This window comes from Methanimicrococcus stummii (genome assembly GCF_032594435.1).
GTDB lineage: Archaea > Halobacteriota > Methanosarcinia > Methanosarcinales > Methanosarcinaceae > Methanimicrococcus > Methanimicrococcus stummii.
Genome location: NZ_CP131062.1, coordinates 1,059,295 through 1,080,708 on the forward strand (window position 1 = coordinate 1,059,295; position 21,414 = coordinate 1,080,708).

Annotated in this window: 26 protein-coding genes; 10 read left to right on the forward strand and 16 right to left on the reverse strand. The window is 42.7% G+C overall.

Annotation, left to right across the window (positions count from 1 at the left end; genetic code table 11):
* Nucleotides 1-70 precede the first annotated feature (70 nt).
* The 4 genes from MmiEs2_RS05195 to MmiEs2_RS05210 form a co-directional block, all read right to left on the reverse strand.
* Complete coding sequence (locus MmiEs2_RS05195; protein WP_316558821.1) at nt 71-325, reverse strand: hypothetical protein; 255 nt, start codon at nt 323-325, stop codon at nt 71-73.
* A gap of 32 nt (nt 326-357) precedes the next feature.
* Nucleotides 358-1,212 carry a TIM barrel protein gene (locus tag MmiEs2_RS05200; RefSeq protein WP_316558822.1) on the reverse strand — a complete coding sequence of 285 codons (855 nt, stop codon included), beginning with the start codon at nt 1,210-1,212 and terminating at the stop codon, nt 358-360.
* A gap of 2 nt (nt 1,213-1,214) precedes the next feature.
* Nucleotides 1,215-1,550 carry a hypothetical protein gene (locus tag MmiEs2_RS05205; protein ID WP_316558823.1) on the reverse strand — a complete coding sequence of 112 codons (336 nt, stop codon included), beginning with the start codon at nt 1,548-1,550 and terminating at the stop codon, nt 1,215-1,217.
* 119 nt (nt 1,551-1,669) lie between these two features.
* Entirely contained in the window at nt 1,670-2,158 is a 489-nt protein-coding gene (locus MmiEs2_RS05210; protein WP_316558824.1) for a phosphopantetheine adenylyltransferase, read from the reverse strand.
* 136 nt (nt 2,159-2,294) lie between these two features.
* Here MmiEs2_RS05210 and MmiEs2_RS05215 point away from each other — a divergent pair, with 136 nt between their 5' ends.
* The 5 genes from MmiEs2_RS05215 to MmiEs2_RS08360 all read left to right on the forward strand — a co-directional run bounded on the left by MmiEs2_RS05215 (nt 2,295) and on the right by MmiEs2_RS08360 (nt 5,749).
* Nucleotides 2,295-2,477, forward strand: a complete 183-nt coding sequence (locus MmiEs2_RS05215) for a hypothetical protein (protein ID WP_316558825.1) — start codon at nt 2,295-2,297, stop codon at nt 2,475-2,477.
* A 218-nt stretch (nt 2,478-2,695) separates the two neighbouring features.
* A complete protein-coding gene (radA, locus tag MmiEs2_RS05220) occupies nt 2,696-3,673 on the forward strand; it encodes a DNA repair and recombination protein RadA (RefSeq protein ID WP_316558826.1) in 978 nt (325 codons plus the stop codon).
* Nucleotides 3,674-3,887: 214 nt separating this feature from the next.
* Complete coding sequence (priL, locus tag MmiEs2_RS05225) at nt 3,888-4,988, forward strand: DNA primase regulatory subunit PriL (protein ID WP_316558827.1); 1,101 nt, start codon at nt 3,888-3,890, stop codon at nt 4,986-4,988.
* A gap of 210 nt (nt 4,989-5,198) precedes the next feature.
* A complete protein-coding gene (locus MmiEs2_RS05230) occupies nt 5,199-5,480 on the forward strand; it encodes a type II toxin-antitoxin system Phd/YefM family antitoxin (RefSeq protein ID WP_316558828.1) in 282 nt (93 codons plus the stop codon).
* Nucleotides 5,477-5,749 (forward strand): Txe/YoeB family addiction module toxin, encoded by a 273-nt coding sequence (locus MmiEs2_RS08360; protein WP_420891218.1) that lies wholly within the window; start codon nt 5,477-5,479, stop codon nt 5,747-5,749. The genes MmiEs2_RS05230 and MmiEs2_RS08360 overlap by 4 nt, the downstream gene beginning before the upstream one ends.
* A gap of 56 nt (nt 5,750-5,805) precedes the next feature.
* On the opposite strand, the gene MmiEs2_RS05235 is transcribed toward MmiEs2_RS08360, so the two are convergent.
* The 7 genes from MmiEs2_RS05235 to MmiEs2_RS05265 form a co-directional block, all read right to left on the reverse strand.
* The gene (locus MmiEs2_RS05235; protein WP_316558829.1) at nt 5,806-7,131 is read right to left on the reverse strand and encodes a cobyrinic acid a,c-diamide synthase CobB; all 1,326 of its coding nucleotides are present in this window, start codon (nt 7,129-7,131) and stop codon (nt 5,806-5,808) included.
* A 316-nt stretch (nt 7,132-7,447) separates the two neighbouring features.
* On the reverse strand, nt 7,448-8,476 hold the full coding sequence (gene asd, locus MmiEs2_RS05240; RefSeq protein WP_316558830.1) for an aspartate-semialdehyde dehydrogenase: 1,029 nt from the start codon (nt 8,474-8,476) through the stop codon (nt 7,448-7,450).
* A gap of 247 nt (nt 8,477-8,723) precedes the next feature.
* Nucleotides 8,724-8,900: a 4Fe-4S binding protein gene (locus MmiEs2_RS05245; protein ID WP_316558831.1), complete on the reverse strand. Its 177-nt coding sequence runs from the start codon at nt 8,898-8,900 to the stop codon at nt 8,724-8,726.
* Nucleotides 8,901-9,254: 354 nt separating this feature from the next.
* A complete protein-coding gene (locus MmiEs2_RS05250; protein ID WP_316558832.1) occupies nt 9,255-9,428 on the reverse strand; it encodes a 4Fe-4S binding protein in 174 nt (57 codons plus the stop codon).
* Nucleotides 9,429-9,723: 295 nt separating this feature from the next.
* Entirely contained in the window at nt 9,724-10,152 is a 429-nt protein-coding gene (locus MmiEs2_RS05255; protein WP_316558833.1) for a hypothetical protein, read from the reverse strand.
* A gap of 49 nt (nt 10,153-10,201) precedes the next feature.
* The gene (locus MmiEs2_RS05260) at nt 10,202-11,503 is read right to left on the reverse strand and encodes a hemolysin family protein (RefSeq protein ID WP_316558834.1); all 1,302 of its coding nucleotides are present in this window, start codon (nt 11,501-11,503) and stop codon (nt 10,202-10,204) included.
* A gap of 139 nt (nt 11,504-11,642) precedes the next feature.
* Complete coding sequence (locus MmiEs2_RS05265; RefSeq protein ID WP_316558835.1) at nt 11,643-12,521, reverse strand: DUF2238 domain-containing protein; 879 nt, start codon at nt 12,519-12,521, stop codon at nt 11,643-11,645.
* A gap of 225 nt (nt 12,522-12,746) precedes the next feature.
* On the opposite strand from MmiEs2_RS05265, the gene MmiEs2_RS05270 reads away from it, so the two are divergent.
* Nucleotides 12,747-13,070 (forward strand): rhodanese-like domain-containing protein, encoded by a 324-nt coding sequence (locus MmiEs2_RS05270; RefSeq protein ID WP_316558836.1) that lies wholly within the window; start codon nt 12,747-12,749, stop codon nt 13,068-13,070.
* A 69-nt stretch (nt 13,071-13,139) separates the two neighbouring features.
* On the opposite strand, the gene MmiEs2_RS05275 is transcribed toward MmiEs2_RS05270, so the two are convergent.
* The 4 genes from MmiEs2_RS05275 to MmiEs2_RS05290 all read right to left on the reverse strand — a co-directional run bounded on the left by MmiEs2_RS05275 (nt 13,140) and on the right by MmiEs2_RS05290 (nt 16,575).
* Entirely contained in the window at nt 13,140-13,979 is an 840-nt protein-coding gene (locus tag MmiEs2_RS05275; protein WP_316560233.1) for a metal ABC transporter permease, read from the reverse strand.
* 8 nt (nt 13,980-13,987) lie between these two features.
* Nucleotides 13,988-14,923, reverse strand: coding sequence for a metal ABC transporter ATP-binding protein (locus tag MmiEs2_RS05280; protein ID WP_316558837.1), 936 nt, complete (start codon nt 14,921-14,923; stop codon nt 13,988-13,990).
* Nucleotides 14,924-14,935: 12 nt separating this feature from the next.
* The gene (locus MmiEs2_RS05285; protein ID WP_316558838.1) at nt 14,936-15,880 is read right to left on the reverse strand and encodes a metal ABC transporter solute-binding protein, Zn/Mn family; all 945 of its coding nucleotides are present in this window, start codon (nt 15,878-15,880) and stop codon (nt 14,936-14,938) included.
* Between the two features lie 212 nt (nt 15,881-16,092).
* The gene (locus MmiEs2_RS05290) at nt 16,093-16,575 is read right to left on the reverse strand and encodes a metal-dependent transcriptional regulator (RefSeq protein ID WP_316558839.1); all 483 of its coding nucleotides are present in this window, start codon (nt 16,573-16,575) and stop codon (nt 16,093-16,095) included.
* A 379-nt stretch (nt 16,576-16,954) separates the two neighbouring features.
* Here MmiEs2_RS05290 and MmiEs2_RS05295 point away from each other — a divergent pair, with 379 nt between their 5' ends.
* Entirely contained in the window at nt 16,955-17,857 is a 903-nt protein-coding gene (locus tag MmiEs2_RS05295) for a DMT family transporter (protein WP_316558840.1), read from the forward strand.
* A 59-nt stretch (nt 17,858-17,916) separates the two neighbouring features.
* Nucleotides 17,917-18,813, forward strand: coding sequence for a DMT family transporter (locus MmiEs2_RS05300; RefSeq protein WP_316558841.1), 897 nt, complete (start codon nt 17,917-17,919; stop codon nt 18,811-18,813).
* Between the two features lie 41 nt (nt 18,814-18,854).
* On the opposite strand, the gene MmiEs2_RS05305 is transcribed toward MmiEs2_RS05300, so the two are convergent.
* Entirely contained in the window at nt 18,855-19,916 is a 1,062-nt protein-coding gene (locus MmiEs2_RS05305; RefSeq protein WP_316558842.1) for an MtaA/CmuA family methyltransferase, read from the reverse strand.
* A gap of 368 nt (nt 19,917-20,284) precedes the next feature.
* Here MmiEs2_RS05305 and MmiEs2_RS05310 point away from each other — a divergent pair, with 368 nt between their 5' ends.
* Nucleotides 20,285-21,070 carry an HNH endonuclease gene (locus MmiEs2_RS05310; protein ID WP_316558843.1) on the forward strand — a complete coding sequence of 262 codons (786 nt, stop codon included), beginning with the start codon at nt 20,285-20,287 and terminating at the stop codon, nt 21,068-21,070.
* 12 nt (nt 21,071-21,082) lie between these two features.
* Nucleotides 21,083-21,361 carry a hypothetical protein gene (locus tag MmiEs2_RS05315; RefSeq protein ID WP_316558844.1) on the forward strand — a complete coding sequence of 93 codons (279 nt, stop codon included), beginning with the start codon at nt 21,083-21,085 and terminating at the stop codon, nt 21,359-21,361.
* Nucleotides 21,362-21,414 lie beyond the last annotated feature (53 nt).

The window sequence follows — 21,414 nt, forward strand, 5'->3', positions numbered from 1 at the left end:
TGATAAAAATGAAAAAATAAAATCAGGTCGGTTTTTTTCAAAAATCAAATGATTAATTAAGACACGAATTTCAAAAAATTAAGATAAAAATGGTGCGGCTCGCGCGCGGCGGCGACGCGGCTGCCGGCAGAGAGCGGCAAACGGAACCGGGAAGGTAGCAGCGGCAAACTGCAAACTGTAAGGTAGCAGCGCCACGTTCGCGAAGCGAACGGCTGTTCAAAACAAAAGCAGATGCTTGCGCGAATACTCTGCTGTCGGCTAACAGAACCGGAAAAATTGAAAAACGGTTGTTTGAAATTTTCAAATAAATTGTGTAACGAAACATCGATTAAAAAATGAAAAGAAAAAAAGAAGGAATCAAATTGATTCATACGTTTTTTTCATCAAAAGCGCATCGCTTTCAATATTCGGGCTTTCGCAAATAATCGTTCCGCAGGCTTTGAATTCTTTGAAAACTTTCATTAAATCCTTGTAATTCATATCGGATTCTTCTAAAATCAAATGATTCTTCTCACCTTTCGCGGTGTATTCGATGCCGGAAATATGGCAGTGCATTGTTTTCAAACCTTCTTTTCCGAGCGTTTTTTCGATTTTTTCAAAAATTTCTTGGAATTCTTCGTAGGTGTTGTGTTTGCCGTCGCGCGCGTGAACGTGGGAGAAATCAATGCAGGGCAAAACGCCGTCGATCCCGGCGGAAATTGAAAGGAGTTCGTCAAGATCGCCGAACTGCGTCGCTTTTCCGGTCGTTTCAGGGCGAAGCGTAACCGGAATGTTTTCATCTTCCAATCGGGCGGCAAGCGCTTTGAGAAGGTCGAAAACGCGATCATAAACGACTTTGTGGTCATCTTTCAAATAAAAAGCCGGATGGAAAACGATGTTTGTCGCCGAACAGATATTTCCGATTCGAGCGGAATCGTAAATGCGCTGAACGCTGGCGTCCAGTTTTTCTTTTTCAACCGCGTTGAGATTAATGTAATAAGGACCGTGAACGCTGAGCGCGACATTTTCTTTGGCGGCGACGCCGTTGACTTCTTCAGCGGTTTTTTCGCCCATTCGGACACCCTGCACAAATTCAAGTTCCATGCAATCCAAACCGAGTTCGCGAACGCGCGCGATGCCGTCAACCGTGCTGCGGCCCTTGGAGCTGACGGGAACGCCGGCGGTTCCGAACAGCAATTTGTCATGCAATTTTAATTTCTTTGTGTTGACCATTTTTATCCCACAATTCCGAGATGATGCGTAATTTCTTTGCGTTTGTTAAATGAAATTTTTTCTTCAACCAGATTCAGGAAACTTTCCATGTCTTCTTCATCCAAACTTGTGATTTCTTCCTGATTGGATAAAACCAAATCCGCCAAATATTCGACTTCGTCGGCATCCAATCGAGAAAGCCGCTCTCTGAAATCTTCACCGCTTTCGGCAAAACGATGAGAAATCGGTCTTAAAATGAACGGAAAAGAATGACCTGCGCCGGAATCCGTGCTGCCGCCGGCCTCAGGCGCCAATTTGTTAAAAATTTGATTGTCTTTTTCTGAAAAAACGCGGCCCATGAAATATCCTCCAAAACAAATAAATGATAGCATAAATCGTCAAACAATTTTGTAAATAAATCTGTAAAATAAGAATGGGAAAAGCCGCTATATTAACTTTTCATAAAATCATAAAAACGTTATTTTCGAAGATGACCGTTTCGGTCAATTTCGCCGTTGTAAATCCGCGTCGTTGAAATCGGAATCGTATCTTCCGCCAAAACAAAATCGACAACCCGAACAGCCAACTCGGGAAGACCGGATTGACGGCGAATTTCATTGATTTTTTCGGCGCCGCTCCGAGTTTCGGGAGAAACAACAATGTAATCGTAATCGCCGGAAACAGCCGGCCCGAAAGAATCGTTTAAACAAGTAATCAAATAAGAATAAGAATCAGACGAAAGTTTCAACTCCGCCAATAAGTCGGAAATAAAATCGTTCAGCATTTTTTCCCGCGCTGAATAATCGGAAACGGCATGATTTTTCCAGGATGCCATTTCATCGGAAGTTAATCCGATATGAACGACACCCCCGCCGTTTTCTTCTAAAATTTTAAACGCTTCTTGAATCAATTCGGAATGCCCCGCGTGCAAAGATTCAAAAGTTCCGCCTAAAACGACTTTAACCATGAACAAAAAACAGCGCGTGGGATTATTAATGTTTTGGCGGTTGAAAATGATTTAAAATATATTTGAAATAAATCATAAATTAAAAAATTTAAAAAAATTGAAATAGACAGCCGCGTATGGAAAGGAAGAGCAAAAAATGAAATTGATTAAAAATCGGATTCAATTTCAAAAAAGGTCAATAATAAAGATCAAAAAAGAAAACAAAAACAAAAAAATAAAATCAAAAACCAAAAAAATAAAATCAAAAACCAAAAAAAACAAAAAAATAAAATCAAAAACCAAAAAAAACAAAAAAAGAATAGAAAGGGAGTTCGATTGATTTTGAAATCATTCCAAAATCGAATACTTTCACTACGCTTACTGCGGCTATTTATAAAAAATCGGTGTTTTAGCGCTTACAATGCACCTGTATCATAAAAATCGTAATTATTAAAACCGCGATTGCTAAAAAATCGCAATATCAAATAATCAGAATTATACTTATAAAAACAAAACAATTCATTAAAATTCAACTGTGCATCTGTAGGAGAAAATAACATGACTGAAATGCTTTTAGAAGATCTTCCCGGCGTCGGTCCGGCAACGGCTGAAAAATTAAGAGAGGCCGGCTTTAATTCCATTGAGGCCGTCGCCGTCGCGTCCCCGGCAGAACTTGGCGCAACCGCCGAAATCGGTGAGGCAACCGCCGCAAAAATCATCAACGCCGCTCGGCAGGCAGCCGACATCGGCGGTTTTGAGACGGGAGACATGGTCTTTGAAAGACGCCAGCACATCGGCAAAATCAAAACCGGATGTATTGAATTCAATGAAATGATGGGCGGCGGCATTGAAAGTCAGTCAATCACTGAAATTTACGGCGAATTCGGATCCGGAAAAACGCAAGTTGCTCACCAGTTGGCCGTCAATGTTCAACTCTCGGCCGAACAAGGCGGACTCGACGGTTCGGTCATCATCATTGACACGGAAAACACATTCCGTCCCGACAGAATTCAGCAGATGGTTGAAGGCAAAGCCAACGAACTCGGCATTGAATTGGATTACGAGGAATTCTTAAAAAATATTCACGTCGCTCGCGCTTTTAACTCAAACCATCAGATTTTGCTTGTTGACTCCGCGATGGATCTTGCAAACGAACTCAAAGATTCCGACAAACCGGTCCGTCTTTTAATCGTCGACTCGTTGACGGCGCATTTCAGAGCGGAATACATCGGCCGCGGAACACTCGCCGACCGCCAGCAGAAATTAAATAAACACCTGCACGGCCTTCAGCGTTTCGCAAACTTAAACAACGCGGCTGTTTTGGTGACAAACCAAGTTATGTCAAAGCCCGACGCGTTCTTCGGCGACCCGACAAAACCGATCGGCGGGCACATTCTCGGTCACACCGCAACATTCAGATTATACATCCGCAAATCCAAAGGTGACAAGAGAATTGTCAAATTGGTTGACTCCCCGAACTTGCCGGAAGGCGAAGCGGTTTTATCTGTCACAAGAGACGGCATTGTTGACGCGTGATTTTATACAAACTCATACGTCCCTCCTATTTTAAATGAAAGCGGTTTACCGCTTTCATCTTAATCACCCAACCTGTTTTTTCATAAATCGTGATTTTTGAATAATTTCAATCAACTTTTGAAAACCCGAATCTGTTTCAGCATAAAACAGCAGCAGACCTTTTTTTGAACATCGGCATAATCATTTTATAATTCAAGAACCAAGACAGTACATCATGTCTCCGGAAGAACTTGCATTATTTCCTTTTTTAACGGAAACATCAGAATATGTCGAGGAATTGGACTTTTCACTTGACTCGCTGATGACTTCCATCGCTTTTGAGTCCGTCAGAAGACGCGGCTTTGAGCGTGTCATGCAGGCTTTTGACGGAGAAGTTTCAAAACCGTCTTTCGGAAACGATAAAGAAGTGCTGTCGGAACTTTTGTCTTACCCGTACGCACGCATTCTGGTTTCTTGCGTCAGCGAACCCGCGTTTACGCGCCGCTACGCGCTGGCCGAAGCGACCGCCGTGCATTCAATTATGAAAAAAAAGATTGAAAAAGATCCCGATTTTGTTTTAGACATCGGAAGAGATTTCGGCGTTTCCGCCGCATTATCCGACGAACACGTCCGCATTTACTTTTCAGACTACATTCGCTATTCTCTGTCGATGAAAGATCTTTCCTGGAAATTGATTAATCGGCACATGGAACACGGTTACGTGACGATTCAGCGCGAAGAGTTCGCGCGCCTGCTTCAGGAAGCCGTTCGAAAAAGAATTGAAAGCTCGCTTCCGATTCCCGAAATTCCCGACGAGATTCGAGACGCATGTACGTCGCAAGTTGCCGAATTGAAAACAAAATACGAAGAGCAACGCCAAAATCTCGGTGATGCCGATTTGGGTGAAGTGGACTTTTCCATGTTTCCGCCGTGCGTCAACAAAGCGCTTTCAAACGTCAGAGAAGGTGTCAACTTGGCGCATTCCATGCGTTTTGCGCTTGTGTCGTTTCTGCTCAACGTCGGCATGCAAGTTGACGATGTCGTCAACGTTTTCAACGTCTCGCCCGACTTCAGTGAAGAAAAAACGCGCTATCAAGTGGAACACATCGCAAACAATCAGTACAAAACACCGTCTTGCACGACAATGCAGACCTACGGCAACTGTGTCGGCCGAGACAATATGTGCGCGAAAGTCCGTCATCCGCTCGGATATTACAGTGTTTTGAAGCTTTTGGCGGCAAAACGGAAAGCTGAAGAAGAAAAGTTCGGGAAAGATGAAGAACCGGAAATTAAAGATAAAACGGAATCGGAACCGATTGAAAATAAAACCGTTTAAAAAGTTTTTGAAAAACAAAATTAAGAAATTTATAAATAGATGGCAAACATGCTTTATTTTGAGATATACGTACAATAATATGTACAATAAATTGTACAACAATATGTACAGTAAATTGTACAATAACTAGTACAACAGTTTGTACAAATCTCAAATAAAATTTGCAAAACGCACCGGTTTTTTGTATAAATTGCAAAAAGAGGATAAAATATGTTGGCGGTTAACTATTCCACTTTAAGAAGAGATTTGAAAACGTATTTGGATAAAGTTAATGAAAATTCTGAAACGATTATAATAACCAGAAAAGATAACAAAAATTCCATACTCATGTCATTGGATGAATACAATGCTATAATGGAAGAACAAAGAAGATTGAGAAATATAGAATATTTAAAAGACTTAGACGAATCCATTCAACAGATTGAAAACGGAAAAATAGTCGTTAAAACCCTTGAAGAATTACAAGAACTTGCTGCGAGTTTTGAAAAATGAAAGTTATTTTTTCGGAAAAGGCATGGAAAGAATATACATTATTCCAAAATAATAATGATCTGCGGCAATTAAAAAAGATTAACAAACTGATTACGGAAATCCAAAGAAATGGATTTTCAAAAGGCGAAGGGAATCCCGAACCTTTAAAATATCAATATTCGGGATGCTGGAGCCGAAGAATTGATTTGGAAAATCGATTAATTTACAAATTGGATGATAATCAGAATCTTCTCATATTAAGATGCAAGGGTCATTATGAAGAAAAATAATGAATGGAATCAATGGATTCCAGTTTTTCGTTTTTTATGAATCTTTACTGTTTTATTCATTTCCTCTTATTCACCCTGCATTTTTCAACAAAATCCACAATCGGAAAAGAGCCCGGATGCATTTGCATATAACCTGCAAGCACATTATATTCATGTAAACCGTCTTTTTTATCTGCGATTCCTTTTCCGCGAAGCATTTCGTAGGCGAATTTCGCGTCTTTTTCCGGCTCGGTGACGGAATAATGGAATTCGTGCGCGCGGATGTTTTTGGTTCCGAAATCGGATGACAGGGGTTTTGCTTCGGCGTAACCGAGGCCTTGGAGTTTCTTTGTAATTCTTGATTCCGCCGGAAGAATGCCGGCCATTTTGAAAACGCCGGCTTCGGTTTCGTAAGATTCGGAAAGATAGGAGAGGCCTGCGCCTTCGCCGAACATCGGAACGCCGTCGGCGGCTAAATCTTTTAATTTTTTTGTTGCCGGCGATTCCGAAAGTTCTTTGATATGGAATTCGGGGTAGCCGCTTGCAAAATAATAACCGTCGGCTTCCGGAAGCTCGCCGGCGGTCGGGCTGAAAAATTTAATTGTTACGCCGGCGTTTTTAAAAGCGTCAAACATCGCCGGATAGTGGAAACAAAAAGAAGGTTCGCGCGCAATCCCGATTGTGACGTCCGCTTCTTGGAGTTTGATCTCTTCGGGCGCAGGGCGTTCTTTTTCATAATCGGCGGCGATTTGAAGCATTAAATCAATGTCCATATTTTCTTCAACAAATTCAGCCAATTGCGAATAATCCAAATCTTTTTCTTCGGGCAGGTGAAGCCCCATGTATCTTTCGGGAACGGCAATGTCGGGATTTCTCGGAAGCGCGCCGACAATCGGAATTTTATCATCCAGCGCGCCCTTGATAAGTTCCAAATGTCTGGGGCTGCCGATCTTGTTCAGAATGACACCGGCGACATGAACGTCGGGATCAAATTCAGCGTATCCTTTCAGCATCGCGGCGGCGCTTCTTGACATACCGTGTGTGTTAATGACTAAAAAAACGGGAATGTCCAGCGTTTTTGCGACATGGGCGGCGCCTGAGATTTCGGTGGAATCCATGCCGTCAAAGAGACCCATGACGCCTTCGACGATGGAAATGTCGGATCCGGCGGATGCGCGCTCGAATTGATCGACAACAGCGTCGGTCCCCATCATGTAAGTGTCTAAATTGTAAGACGGGCGGCCGGAAATAACAGCGTGGTAAGCCGGATCAATGTAATCGGGACCGGTTTTAAATCCCTGAACGACTTTGCCGCGCTTTCGAAGCGCAGCCATTAAGCCCATGGAAGAAGTCGTTTTCCCGACGCCGCTATTCGTTGCCGCAATTAAGAATCCTTTGGTCATGTTTTCACCTGAACTGAAATGAGATAAAATGAATTGAATCGTTACTGAAAGAAACTTCGCGATTCGAACAAATAAGGATTTCCCCTAATGAAAGAAGAATTCAATTTGAAAAATTGATTTTGAAATTGAAAAAATCAAAAATGTCATGGGCCGAAGTAATAAAAAAGAGAAATCAAAATTAATTGTTTAGATAAATAATGATGAATACAAAATTTATTACAATCTTTGAAAAATTGTGCGGAATTTTGACGGCGATGCCGCGCGCGAGACGCACCCGTTTTTGAAAAATGAAAGAAAAAAGAAAAAATGAAAAAGGTTAAAGATAGCCTTTTTCTTTGAGCAATTCCGCGTTTAAAACGCTGGCGCCGGCGGCACCGCGAATGGTGTTGTGGCCGAGCGCGACGTAGCGGATACCTTCTCTGATTCTGCCGACCGAGACGCTCATGCCGTTGCCCATGTCGCGGTCAAGCCTCGGCTGCGGGCGATCCGGTTCATCACGAACGATAATCGGATGTTTGGGCTCCGTCGGAAGGTGTGAAAGTCCGGGATCGAATTTCAGGAAAGCATCGCGGACGGTTTCGGGTTTCGGGTCGTCTTTCAGCGTTGCCCAAACCGCTTCGGTGTGACCGTCGATGACCGGCACGCGGTTGCAGGATGCGCTGACTTTGAAGGGCGCGTTTTTGATTTTGCCGCCGTCAAATTCGCCGAAAATTTTCAAGGTTTCGGTTTCTATTTTTTCTTCTTCGCCGCCGATGTAAGGCACGACGTTGTCGTAAATGGACATCGCGTAAATGCCGTTGTAACCTGCGCCTGAAATCGCTTGCATGGTCGCGACGTTGATGGATTCCATGCCGAATTGGAGCAGCGGTTTTAAGGTGACCGCCATCATAATGGTGGAGCAGTTCGGGTTTGTAATGATGCAGCCGTCCCAGTTTCTGTTTTTCTTCTGAACGTCAATCAATTCTAAATGATCCGGATTGACTTCGGGAATCGTAAGCGGAATATCCTCTTCCATTCGGAAAGCAGAAGCGTTGCTGGCAACAACAAAGCCTTCTTTTGCGAAAGCCGGCTCAACCGTCATCGCAAGATCTGCGGGCAATGCGGAAAAAACGATGTCAGCATCGATTTTTTTCGGATCGATTGTGACAACTTCAATGTCTTCGACGGTTTCCGGGATTTCGGTGCCGATTTTCCAATCGGCGACTTCGCCGTATTTTTTGCCGGCGCTTCTCTCGGATGCTGCAAGCGCTGAAATTTCAAACCACGGATGGTTGTCCAATGCCTGAATGAAACGCTGTCCGACGTTGCCGGTCGCGCCTAAAATACCAACTTTGATTTTTGCCATAATTAAACCTCAAGAACTCAATTCGTATTAAATAAATAAACTAAATGTCAGGGGTAATTAATGCTTTCGCTAAGGAATCAAAATCGTGACGAAAAGAAAGAAAACAGCAAACAGGAAAAATGAAAACACCAAAAACGGAAATTAAACAAAAATGAAAACAAACGAAAATGAAAACAAACGAAAATGAAAATAAATAAAAAACAAGAAAAAAGATTTAAAGTTGATTCGAAATGAATCAGCTTTGAAATCAGGATTCTGTGATTGCTTCAGCCGGGCATCCGGAAACGCATGCGCCGCATTCTGTGCAAGCACCCTGGTCAATAACGGAAATGCCTGCGTCGTCTAAGGAAATTGCTCCGGACGGGCAGTCATCAACACAAATACCGCAGCCGGTACATTCAGATTTGTTTACAACGGGTAACATAATTTAATCCTCCAATAACTGAATAATTCGAAAAAGCAGATTTTCCGAAATAAAGTAAAGGATAAAATGAAAAATTACTATAAAAGGATTTTTACAAAAAAGTGTCGGCCGGCTTTATTTTTGTTGACTGAACGAAAAAACAGCGGATAAACAAAAATATTTGCATTAACGAAATAACAAATAATGAAAATAATAAATCAGAAAATGAATGAAATTCAAAATGAATGAAATTCAAAATGAATGAAAATCAAAATGAATAGAATCAAAAGAAATAGGGCTCAAGAGAATAATTGAAAAAATAAAAAAGGCAGACAAAAGTCTGCGCGATTATTAAAAATTAAAATTGAAAAAGTCTTACAGCGTAATGGCTGCAACAGGGCAAACATCAACGCAGGCACCGCATTCGACGCAGGCATCAGCATCAACGGTAGAAATTCCTTCCGCATCAAGACTGAGCGCTTCGGACGGACATTCGTCAACACAGAGGCCGCAGCCTGTGCATTCATCTCTGTCAATAATCACTGCCATAGATTTTTCCTCCAAAATTTGTGAGATTTTTTAGTATAATCCGATTCGTTTTGAAATCGTTTTTTAAATAAATGAATGCTGCCAACTGTTTTTGAGATTGAAATCAAAAAAGCATTTTGACCTTGTTTTTAAAACCGGCAAAACCGACAGACATTATAAAATGAAATGTGGCTCGTAATTATATAAAGTTATTCGAAAAAATTTCGTTTTTATTTTATCTCTTTGTTTTTTGTAAAATTTGTTCTTTCATTTTTGTTTTTATTTGTTTTTTTCGTTTGTTTTGTTTTTGTTTTTTTTACTTTTTATCGTTGACAATAAAATCAAAACGCTTTCCGGTGTCCAGATTTAATCCGATTGAGAAAAAACAAACGCCGCCGCCTTCGACGTGAACGCGGTGGGTTTTCCAGTCGCCGACAGGGCGGCAGAACAAATTAATCCAAAGACAGCGGTCGCCTTTTTCGTTGAAAAATGAAATGTATTGACGATAATATTTATTGAGTTCGATGAACAAATCCGTCTGCGCCCAGTTTGACGCAGGATTTTCCGCCATAAATGTAACGAAGTCTTCCGATGTTTTTTCGTTGTAAACTGCGACCGCCTTTTCCAATAATTTTTCAGCGGTTTCGAATTCATCTTTTTCAATCGGCCGCGGCTCTGCGCCTTGTCGGTATTGAACCGGCAATTCGGAAAAAGGAAGAACAGCATCTTTTGAATCAGAAATCATATTCATCAACACCATTAGAGATTTATCGGCAATCAACCATTCATGGATTTTATTCAACGGACGGAGCAGAAAGATCTTTTTCAGTGACGATAACCTTGTCAATGCGCGCCATATCCATGTCGACAACTTCGATTTCATAATGAAGCCAATCGAATTTGTCGCCGGCGCTCGGAATTCTGCCGAGTTTTTCTAAAATCATGCCGCTGAGCGTGTTGTAATCGTATTCGTTTCGGAAATCCAATAAATCGAAATATTCCAAAAAGTCGTAAAAAGGATACTGACCGTCAATCAACCAGGAGTTGGGCGCTCTTTGAATAATTTCGTATTCTTCGTGAGAAGACGAGCGCGTGGAAGCGTCGCCGACAAGCGCTTCAAAGATGTCGTTGAGCGTCACCAATCCCAAAATGCTGCCGAATTCATCTGTGATGAGCGCGTATTGATTCTGCGCTTCGCGGAAATTTTCCAAAACGGATAAAATCGTCATGTTATCGGGCAGGAAATTAGCGGGTTCCATGACATTTTCAATACTGAAATCGGGATGATTGATTTCTCCGATTAATTTTTTAACGGGCAGAACGCCGACAATGTTGTCAATATCGCCGTCAATGACCGGATAAACGGAATAAGGCGTTTCCGTGATTGTTTTCAAAACATCGGATTGAGAAGCTGAAACATGAATTGAAACGATATCATTTTTATGTGTGACAAGCGAACTGACTTTGCGGTCGTCCAAACTGAAAATGCGCTCAACCAAATCCTGTTCGGTTTCGTCGATCGCGCCGCCTTCCATCCCTTCCTGAACAATGGCGATGACGTCTTCCTCGGTTGTCGCCGGCTCATACGGTTTAATGCCGAGAATCTTTCCGATCAAATTCGCGGACCCGTTCACAAACCAGGAAACGGGAGACAGCAAAACAGAAATGAAATTCATCGGGCGCGAAATCAAACCGGCAATAAATTCCGGACGAGAGTGAGCGATTTTCTTCGGAATTAACTCGCCGAGTACGATTAAGAAATAAGTCACCGTTAAAACGACGATTAAAACCGCCAAGATGAGCGCGTATAAATCAGGAATTCCGAATCCGGAAAGAATGACTGCCAAATCGCCGGACAGCGTCACACCGGAATAAATGCCGAGAAAAACGCCGATGGTCGTAATGCCGATTTGAACGGCCGCTAAAAAGCGAGACGGATCTTCGGCAAGCTCAAGCGCTTTAAAAGCGCCGGCATTTCCGTTTTTCGCCGCGCTTTTCAGACGCGACTTGCGTGAAGATGTGATTGCGACTTCCGATAAAGACAAAAGTCCGTTGATCAAAATTAAAATGAGAATGACAATGAGTTCATAAGTCATAGTGAATCAAACCGATGCTTCCTTTTTATTCGGCTTTGGTCTTAAATCTTTCTTATTTTTCCGATATTATTTCTGTTTCTTCGGATTTTGTTTTTAATTTTAATTTTGTTTTAATTTTGACTTCATTTTTATTTTTGTTTCACTTTTTGGTTTTGCTTGATTGACGTTGAGCTTTTTTAGATTTGGAGTTGCTGTTGCTGTTTTTATTGCTGTTTTTGTTGCTGTTTTTATTGCTGTTTTTGTTGCTGCCGCCGTTGCCGCGGATTTTCTTTGCGCCCATAAACGGTTTGCCGCTTGAGAGATAGAAATATCCGGTGACGGAAACGATTAAAGCGCCGACCGTATCCACAATCAGATCTTCCATCGTATCAATGATTGCCGCGCTTTGATAAGCCGGATTTCCGGTCAGATAATCGGCAGCATTTTCGTCCCAGCACTGCATTGTGGTTTGGAAAAGCCAATCCATCAAATATTCCGCAATTTCCCAAAGCGCGCCGATTGCGACGGCGAAAGTGAATGAAAAAAGTGCGACGTAAAACGGATTTAAATCCAAATTCGCTTTCTTGGAATCGTTGAGCGCGGATGTCAGCGCAAAAGCGATCAAACCTAAAATGATACCTGAAATCGTGTGAAGCATCGTGTCCCACCAAGCGAAACGGTCAAAAAAGCTGAGCGCCTGGCCGAGGAAAGAGCCTGCAAAAATGAAAACCGTAATCACGACAAGCAAGCGCTGGTCGACGACAAATCCCATTCTTTTTTGAATAAAACCGGGAAGCGACATGTAAATTAAAGTCATGATGATGAAGAAGAAATAATAGATATTTTCCTGGAAGATATCGTCCAGCGTAACGCCTTCTTCGAGTCCGGTAACGACGTTGATTGCGATTAAAGCGATACTCGCGAGTAAAACAAACCAAACGAAATATCGGAGATATTTCGAAATTCGCGGTTCAATAACGCAATCGGCGTAATTTTCAAACGCGTCAGACCCGTCAATATTGTTATCATCATTCCCCATGCTTGCACCTGTTTCGAATTTATTTGCCGTTTTAGCAAATAAGATTAGAAGTATAAAACAGATGTATTCTTGTTCATGATATAAATGCCTTAAGACGAATGACTCAAAAATACAGAATAAACATAAAAATAGTTGAAAAATAAACAAAAATATATAAATTAAAGAGAATTATAAAATACAATGAATAAAATCAATAAAGATAAAACAAAAAGGAGTTGAACAAAAATGAGTTACAAAAGAGAATCACCTGAAAAAATTCAAGAACTGATGGCTGAAAAAGATGTCAATCTGATTGATGTCCGGTCACCGCAGGAAAGAATTTCTGACGGCTCCATCGCAGGATCTGAGAATATTGACATTCGCGGTCCCGATTTCAATCAAAAATTAAACGCGCTTGACAAAAACAAAACGCTTGTTTTGTACTGTCGCGCCGGCAACCGTTCCCAAACCGCCGCGCAAAGAGCGGTTGATGCCGGATTCAAAGACGTGTATATGATTGAAGGCGGTATTGCCGGCTGGGAATCTTCAGGATTGCCGGTTGAAAAATGAGTCGCGCTTCCCACGCGCGCGAGCAGCACCAATTTTTAAAAAGTAAAAAAATGAGAGGCGGATTTGAAATTAATCAAAATCCGTGTCAACATTTTTTCTTTGAATTCTTTTTTGAACTTCGCCGATGCCGACAACCAGCAAATAAACGGCGCTCATTACCAAAATGATCGTCGCGCCTGACGGCAAATCAAACTGATAAGACAAAGCCAAGCCGACCAAGCTCAAAACCGCGCCGATCACACTTGAATAAATCATCATGGTCTTCATATTATGTGAAAACTTGCGGCTGATGGATGCCGGAATCGAAAGCATCGCGATAATTAAGATGATGCCGACGACTTTAATCATGGCAACCGTCGCAAGCGCGAGCAGGCAAAGCAGAAGCAGATAGATTTTATCGGCAGAAACGCCGACCACTTGCGTATATTCTTCATCGAAACACATCGCGAGGAATTCTTTGAAGAAAAGAACGACGACGATTAAGATGATGATGTCAATTGCGACCATAAGCCAAATATCGGAAGCCGGAACGGTCAAGATGTTTCCGAATAGATATGTCATCAAATCGGGTGCGTAGCCGGGTGTCAGGTAAATCAGAATCACGCCGATTGCAACGCCGAGCGACCACAAAATACCGATTGCGGAATCTTCGGAAACTTTTGTTTTTTTGCTCAAAAATCCGAGTGCGGCCGCCGACAAAACGCTGAACGGCAGAAGGCCGAGAAGCGGATTGAGACCGAGATAAAAGCTGAGGCCGATGCCGCCGAAACAAGCGTGAGAAATGCCGCCGGCGATGAAAACAATCTTTTTCGTGACGACGTAAACGCCGATGACGCCGCAGGCGATGGATGTTAAAATCGTCGCGAGAATCGCGCGCTGAATAAAAGTGTATTGGAGCGCGTCTAAAATTTCCAGCATTATTTCGCCTCCGGTGTGCCGGCCGCATCAGCCGCTGCCGTGTCGGCGTTTGCCGTGTCGGTCGTGTTTGGCTCGGCGTTTGCAATGCGCGCGCTTGGAATCGGCGTGCAGCTGCAGCCGCAGCCGCAAGCGCTGTCGTCTGCACCGTGCGCGTAAAGGTGCGTTTCAAGAACGCGGTGCGGCATGCCGTGCGCGACCAAGTCAATGGAGCAGCCGTAAGCGGCGATGAAGTCTTCGCGTGACATTTCTTTGCTGTCGTGGAAATAAAGGCGGCGATTCATGCACGCGATTTTATCCATGTGCGCGGAAACCGCGCCGATATCGTGACTGATGACGATAATCGCCATTTTCGTTTTGAGCTCGTCTAAAATTCGGTACAATTCGTCTTGCATAAACGTGTCCAAACCGGTATTCGGCTCGTCCATAAGCAGGAATTTTGGGTCGTTTGAAAGCGCGCGCGCGATGAAAACGCGCTGGCGCTGTCCGCCGGAAAGTTCGCCGATTTGAGAATCTTTAAATTCAGCCATGCCGACTGTCTCAAGAGCCGCCGTTGCCGCCGCTTTATCCTCTTTGGAATAGCGCCGGAAAAGTCCGGCGCGTTTGAGCCGGCCCGTTAAAACGACTTCAAGAACGCTGATCGGGAAATCGTAATCATATTTGCTGTATTGCGGCACATACCCGATATACTGACGCGCTTTCTCAGGCGGCAGACCGAAGACGGAAATACTTCCTTTTGAAATCGGAATGAGACCGAGAACCGACTTCAAGAACGTTGTTTTTCCGCCGCCGTTGGGCCCGATGATTCCGAGAATTTCGCCCGGTCCGTCGATTCGAAGCGAAACGTCTTCGAGAACGGTGTGTGTGTCATATTTAACCCAAAGATGCTCGACATCTAAAACAGGCGCGGCTGAATCGAATTCTTTTGCTTTTGACATTGTCGGCCCTCATCAAGACATTTCTTCGGCCAAAATCCGGCCGACAGATTTCATATTTTCAACATAATTTTTCGCGAGCGGATCAATGACAAAAACCTCGCCGCCGAATCCTTCGGCAATTGCGGTCGCGCCTGTGACGCTGACTTGTTCCTGAACGAAAATGACGGAAATGTTGTTTTCTTTCGCGATGTCAATGAACTTCGCGATGTCTTTGGGTGCCGGTTCTTTGCCGTCGACTTCAACGGAAATTTGCGTCAAATTATAATCGCGCGCAAAATAACCCCAGGCGGGATGATACGTCATGAAATTGCGCGTTTTCAAATCGGAAAGCTCAGCCGTGAGCTCGGCATCGAGCGCTTCAAGTTCCAAAATGTAAGCGTCGGCATTTGCGCGGTAATAAGATTCGTTTGCAGGATCAACGGAAACAAGTCCCTTGTATGTATTTTCAACCATGACAATCGCGCATTTCGGAGAAGTCCAAATATGCGGATCGGTTGAACTGCCGCTTTGAATCAGCATGATGCCGGCAGATGAATTGATAACTGTCATGTTCGGGTTCATTTCAATAAACGTGTTCATGTTGTTCGATTCAAACGGCTCACCGGAACCGAGCTGCATGTAAAGATCGGCTTTGGACAAATCTTCCAACTGGCGCGGCGACGGATCGTAAGTGTGGCCGGCACCGGGCGGAATCATCGAAATAGCGATGACATTGTCGCCGCCGACTTTTTCAATGAATTCGGTTTGCGGAACAACGCTTGCGGCAACGAGAATTTTGCTGCCGTTTACGATTTTGTTGACAGATTCATTGTCAAGCGGATCGTACGATGCGTTCGGGTCGCCGTGGCTGTGACCATCATGGTCATCGCTGCCGAGACAGCCCGAAAACGAAACGGCTGCGATAAGAAGAACGGCGAGAAACGCAAAAAGAATTGATTTTGATTTTTGAAATTTCATAGTTGGTCTCTTTGATTTGATTTTGAATTTGTTTAATTTTTGATTGTTTAATTGATGATGAATGAAATTGAATAATGAATTGAATCGGGTCGATCGATTTTTTTTGGAAATTGCACAGAATTTTTGGCATCATGCCAAAAATTGAATTTTGCGCGAAAACATCACGCGAAACAAGATAAGACATTAAAATTTGCGCGGATCCGGTTTTTGAATTACAGCTTTTTTATCAGATTCGGCCGGCGCTCATGGAAACAAGAATCGTGATTGATTCGAGCACTGTCCTCTTTGACGCAGCACGAAATCGTCGGGTGCCCCATGGAAGAGCAAATGCGGTCAATCGCTTTTTTGGAAACGAATGTCTCGATTCGCGCGGTTTCATCGCAGGATTCTTCCGGCGTTAAACCGTAATGCGAAAACATCAAACCGAGAATTTGATGACGTTTGAGACAAAACTCGGCGTAGGCACGTCCCGAATCGGTCAATTTAACGCCGCGATAAGGAATATGATCGATGTAACCGTCATCGGAAAGTTCCGCGATTAATTTTGTCACCGTTGACGGATCGACGTCAAACTCTTCTGAAATCTCGGTCGTCCGAACCGTTTCATTTTTGGAAAGCAGGAATTTCAAATAAGAAACCTTACGCGGGCTGAGTTCAAGTCCGGTGATTTCTTCGTTTTTTGTGTTTTCTGTCATTGAAACAAAAAGGAGATTTGGATTTATAAAAGTATCCCAAAGTTTGGTGTCAAGCCAAATTTTAAAAATGATTTTTTACAACCGGGATGTATCGTACAATTTCCGCGCGTACACTAACATCTTTTTAGAGCAGCCGAACGCTTTCGCGAACGTGGCGCTGCTACCTTGCCGTTTCCGTTTTGCCGCTGCCACCTTCAGGTTTCCGTTTTGCCGCTGCTGCCGGCAACCGCACCGCCTGCCGCGCGCGAGCCGCTCCAACTTTTCAAAAACGAATAAAAAACACGCCCTGCTTTTTAAAAAAAAATCAAAATCTAACCCATGCTTTATTATAGATTTAATAAATTAAAACAAAATACAAATCGAAAGAGACCGTGAAACAATGACAACGACATTAACTCCGATGAAAAAAGCGAATTTGCTGTTGCTTTTGGTGGTTTTCTTTTGGGGATTGTCTTATTTGTTTACGAAAAACGGTCTTGAAACGCTTCCGCCGTTTACATTTTTGGCGCTTCGATTCGGACTCGGATTTTTAATCGCAGCGCTTCTTTTTGCAAAACACCTTTCCAAAGTCAATCGGAAAACGATTTTTGGAGGAGCAATTCTCGGATTTTTCTTATTTCTGACGCTCGCCTGTGTTTATTTGGGACTCCAATACACAACGATTTCAAACGCCGGGTTTCTCGGAAGTTTGACAGTCATATTCGTCCCCGTTTTTTCGGCAATTATTTATCGGAAACTGCCGGAAAAGAAAGTTTTAATCGGAAGCATGACAGCCGCCGTCGGAATCGCGCTTTTGACTTTGGAAAGCCGAACAGGATTTGGAATCGGCGATTTAATTTGTATATTCGCGGCAGTCGCCTACGCCTGCCACATTTTAATTGCGAAACGGCTGACAAATGTCAAAGAAATTGACGCGCTGAATCTCGGAATTGTTCAGCTCGGCTTCACATTCGTTTACGGACTCATTTGCGCATTTTTGTTTGAAACGCCGCATTTACCGACAGCTGCGAATACTTGGGCGGATGTCATTTTCCTCGCCGTTTTCTGTACCGCGTTTGGTTTTGTCGGACAAGTTGTCGCGCAGAAATACACAACGCCGACCCACGTCAGTTTAATCTTTTCGTTGGAACCCGTTTTCGCATCCGTTTTCGCGTATATTTTTACATCCGAGCAGCTTTTGCCGATACAAATTGTCGGCGCAGCAATTGTGTTTTTCAGCGTTTTGTATGTTGAAATTGATTTCAAAGAATTGAAAAAAGAAAAAACGGACCCGGAAGGGTAAGAATTAGTCTTTTAATTTATTACGAAAACTTATTTAACTTTCGGCGGAAATGAGAAAGTATGCTGACTCAAAGAAAAGCGGATTTCATCATGATTATTGCCGTTCTTTTTTGGGGTCTCTCTTACGTTTTAACGCGTTACGGCCTGTTCGACCTCCCGGTTTTTAATTTCATGGCAATCCGAATGGCACTCGGCTTTATCATCGCCGCGCTTTTGTGCATGAAATCATTTTCAAAAATCAACAAAGAAACGCTTTTTGCAGGCGCAGTCATCGGCTTATTCCTGTTCCTGACACTGACCGGAACGAATTACGGGTTGCTGCGAACTTCCATTTCAAACACAGTTTTTTTAATCAGTCTGACGGCAGTTTTTGTCCCGATTTTTTCAACAATCATTTACCGGAAACTGCCGGATAAAAAAATCCTCATTGGCACGCTCGGCGCTGCAATCGGCATCGCGCTGCTGACGCTGACCGGCATTTCAGGCTTCGGCTTCGGCGACGTTCTCTGCATTTTAGCCGCCGCCGCATACGCAATCCATATTATTCTCACGAAGAAATTTGTCGGCAATAAAAAAATTGACGCGCTCAACCTCGGAATTGCCCAGCTCGGATTCGCGGCGCTTTATGCCGGAATCGGCACGTTTCTCTTTGAAGATCCGATCATTCCGCAAGACGAAACCGTTTGGTTCGCGATCTTTTTCCTGGCAATTTTTTCAATCGCATTCGGATGCGTGGCTCAAATCGTGGTTCAAAAATACACATCCGCATCCCGCATCGGATTAATTTTCGCGCTGGAGCCGATCTTCGGCGCGATTTTCGCGTTCATCGTTTACGGCGAAGTTTTGCTTCCGCTTCAAATTGTCGGCGCAGCATTTGTTTTCTTCAGCGTCATTTGGATCGAATTGGATACAACCGAGCTGAAAAAATTAAAAATGAAAAAAAGAAGCGGCGTTTAAGCCGCTCACTGTTTTGATTGCGCGAACAATAATTGAATGAATCATTCAACGTCCGCCGCTTCCGCCGCCAACTGTTTACCGTATGCTGCGGCATCGTTTTTGGAAGGAACAGGCGTTTCTTCACACGCTTTGACAAACGCGCAAATATTTTCAAGCGGCGTCGTTTCGGGAACATCGCAAGCAGAACCGGCAATATTAATTCCCTGACGAATAATTTCAGCCGTCGCGTTATAAACATCCTCGGGCGTCCCATTCGGGAAAAGTTCAATGACATCCAAATTACCGTAAGCAGAAACGCTGCCGAGCTTTTGCTTGGCGTGCCAAACCGGAACGGCTTTGTCAAACGAAAAACCCTCAACACCGGAAAACGCAATATGCTCAAGCATCGGTTTCGTGTTGCCGCAAATATGCAGAATTGTCGGCGCGCCGGTTTCTTTTCTCATGCGTTTAATCGACGGCAAAACGAATTCGGCGTACATGTCTCCGGAAAGCAAATCACCCGACGACGTCGGATCGATTGCAAACAAAATGTCCGCGCCGTAACTTTTGAGAAGTTTTTGATAATCAATGACAAAATCGGTGATTTTATCAACAAGCGTATGCACTTTGTCCGGGTCGGCCAGAATCCACATGAAAAGTTCGTCAACACTTGCCATGTGACCGGCAATCGTAAACGGACAAACGGTTGTCGGCAGGATTGCCAAATCATCGCCGTATTTGTTTTTGAGAATGTCAATCGCTTCCAAAACAACCGGAATTCTGCCGAGCTCTTCGATATTTTCGGGAATCGTAAAATCGTCGGGATCCGTAACGGTATGAACTTTAATCGGCGGCCGGTCAATTTTGCGCCAATCCAGTTCCGCGCCGAGCACTTCGGCTTCCAAAGAGATGTCAAACGGAAGCGTTGTTCCGTCAACGCCGCACATTTCATAAGGCGCTGCGGCCATGTCGGCCATCATTTTCGGATTGTGATGCGCTTCGGGGTAAGTGGCGCCCACAGCGTTCATCATTTCAACGGTTGTCATTACAAGACCATTCGCGGACGACGTATGGTCTACTTCCAGACCACGAACTGCGGCCAAGGCTCTCTCTACTGCTGTCATTTGTTGAACCATATTATAACACATCTCCTTTTTTTACGTAAAGTATGAATGCATTTTTTAAATGATTTATTTAGGAATAGTACACACAAAAATCGTTATTTGCTGCCGGTTCTCTCAAAACGTCCGAGGAAAGATCAAAATAATTTTTTTTGAAGAGACTTGTTTATGATCGGTTGCATGGCGATTTTTTCTACAATTAAGATAATGGGAGTTTTGAGTATTTAAAGATTCGCGGCAAGTGAGGGTGAAAAAAGTGTGAAGAGGTGAAGTTTTTTGAGATTGGAATATTGGAATTGAAAAAAGTTTAATGAATTGAATGAATTCATTCATGAACAATTATAAAAAGATGAAATGATAATGAAAGTACAATGACTGAACCACGAAGAGACTGGACTCGTGATGAAACGATTCTCGCTTTTGAATTGTATTGCACAATTCCAAGCAGTAAAGTTACAAAAGAGAATGAGAAAATAAAAGGTTTAGCAGATGCGATTGGAAGAACACCCAATAGCGTAAAACTGAAATTGCAGAATTTTAAAAGTTACGACCCCTCCTATACCCGAGATGGACGAATCGGCTTATCCCATGGCAGTAAATTAGATGGAGAAATTGTCAAAGACTTTCTTCAAAATTGGGATTCTTTGGTTTTTGAAGCAAACAAAATTAAAGAACAATATCATTTAGAAACAAAAGAATCAACAGACCCCCTTATCGATAAATCTACAGAATTTTGCGTGCCAAATGGATATGATAAATTAACCATTCAAAAAATACGAGTTGGTCAAACATTTTTTAGAAAATCATTATTTTCAGCCTATGATGGAAAATGTTGTATTACAGGACTTTCAATTCCTGAATTATTAAGGGCATCACACATCAAACCATGGTCTAAATCAAATGATATAAATGAAAAAACGAATCCACAAAACGGTTTGTTATTGAACGTTTTACACGATACAGCATTTGACAGAGGCTACATTACAATTGATTTAGATTACAAGATCATTGTTTCCGATAAATTGGATGATTATACAGATGAATTTACAGAAAGAACGCTTAGAGAATACTCAGGTAAAAAAATATCATTGCCGAACCGATTTATTCCAGATGAAAAATTTATTGAATATCACAACGAAGTTGTTTTTAAAGGATAATGAAGTGAAAGGATGAATAGACAGCAAGAATTATCTTTTTTATTGTTAGATTATCTAACAGATTGGACAGAAACTGAAAGTGATTTATGGACAATCGAGAAAAGTAAGGAAGAAATTAAACTATACGGATCAGATTTTGATGAGCCGAATGATAAACTTGTAAAATCATGCCTTCGCCATTTCATATTTGTAATAAATCCATGGAATGAAGAAGCAATTCCAGATTTGATAAAAGATATGGGATTTACAAAGAGTGAAATCGACCTGTATTGGGAACACCTTTATTTATGACTTCTTTAATTCAAAATGAAATAATTGACATATGTATACATAAAATCAACATA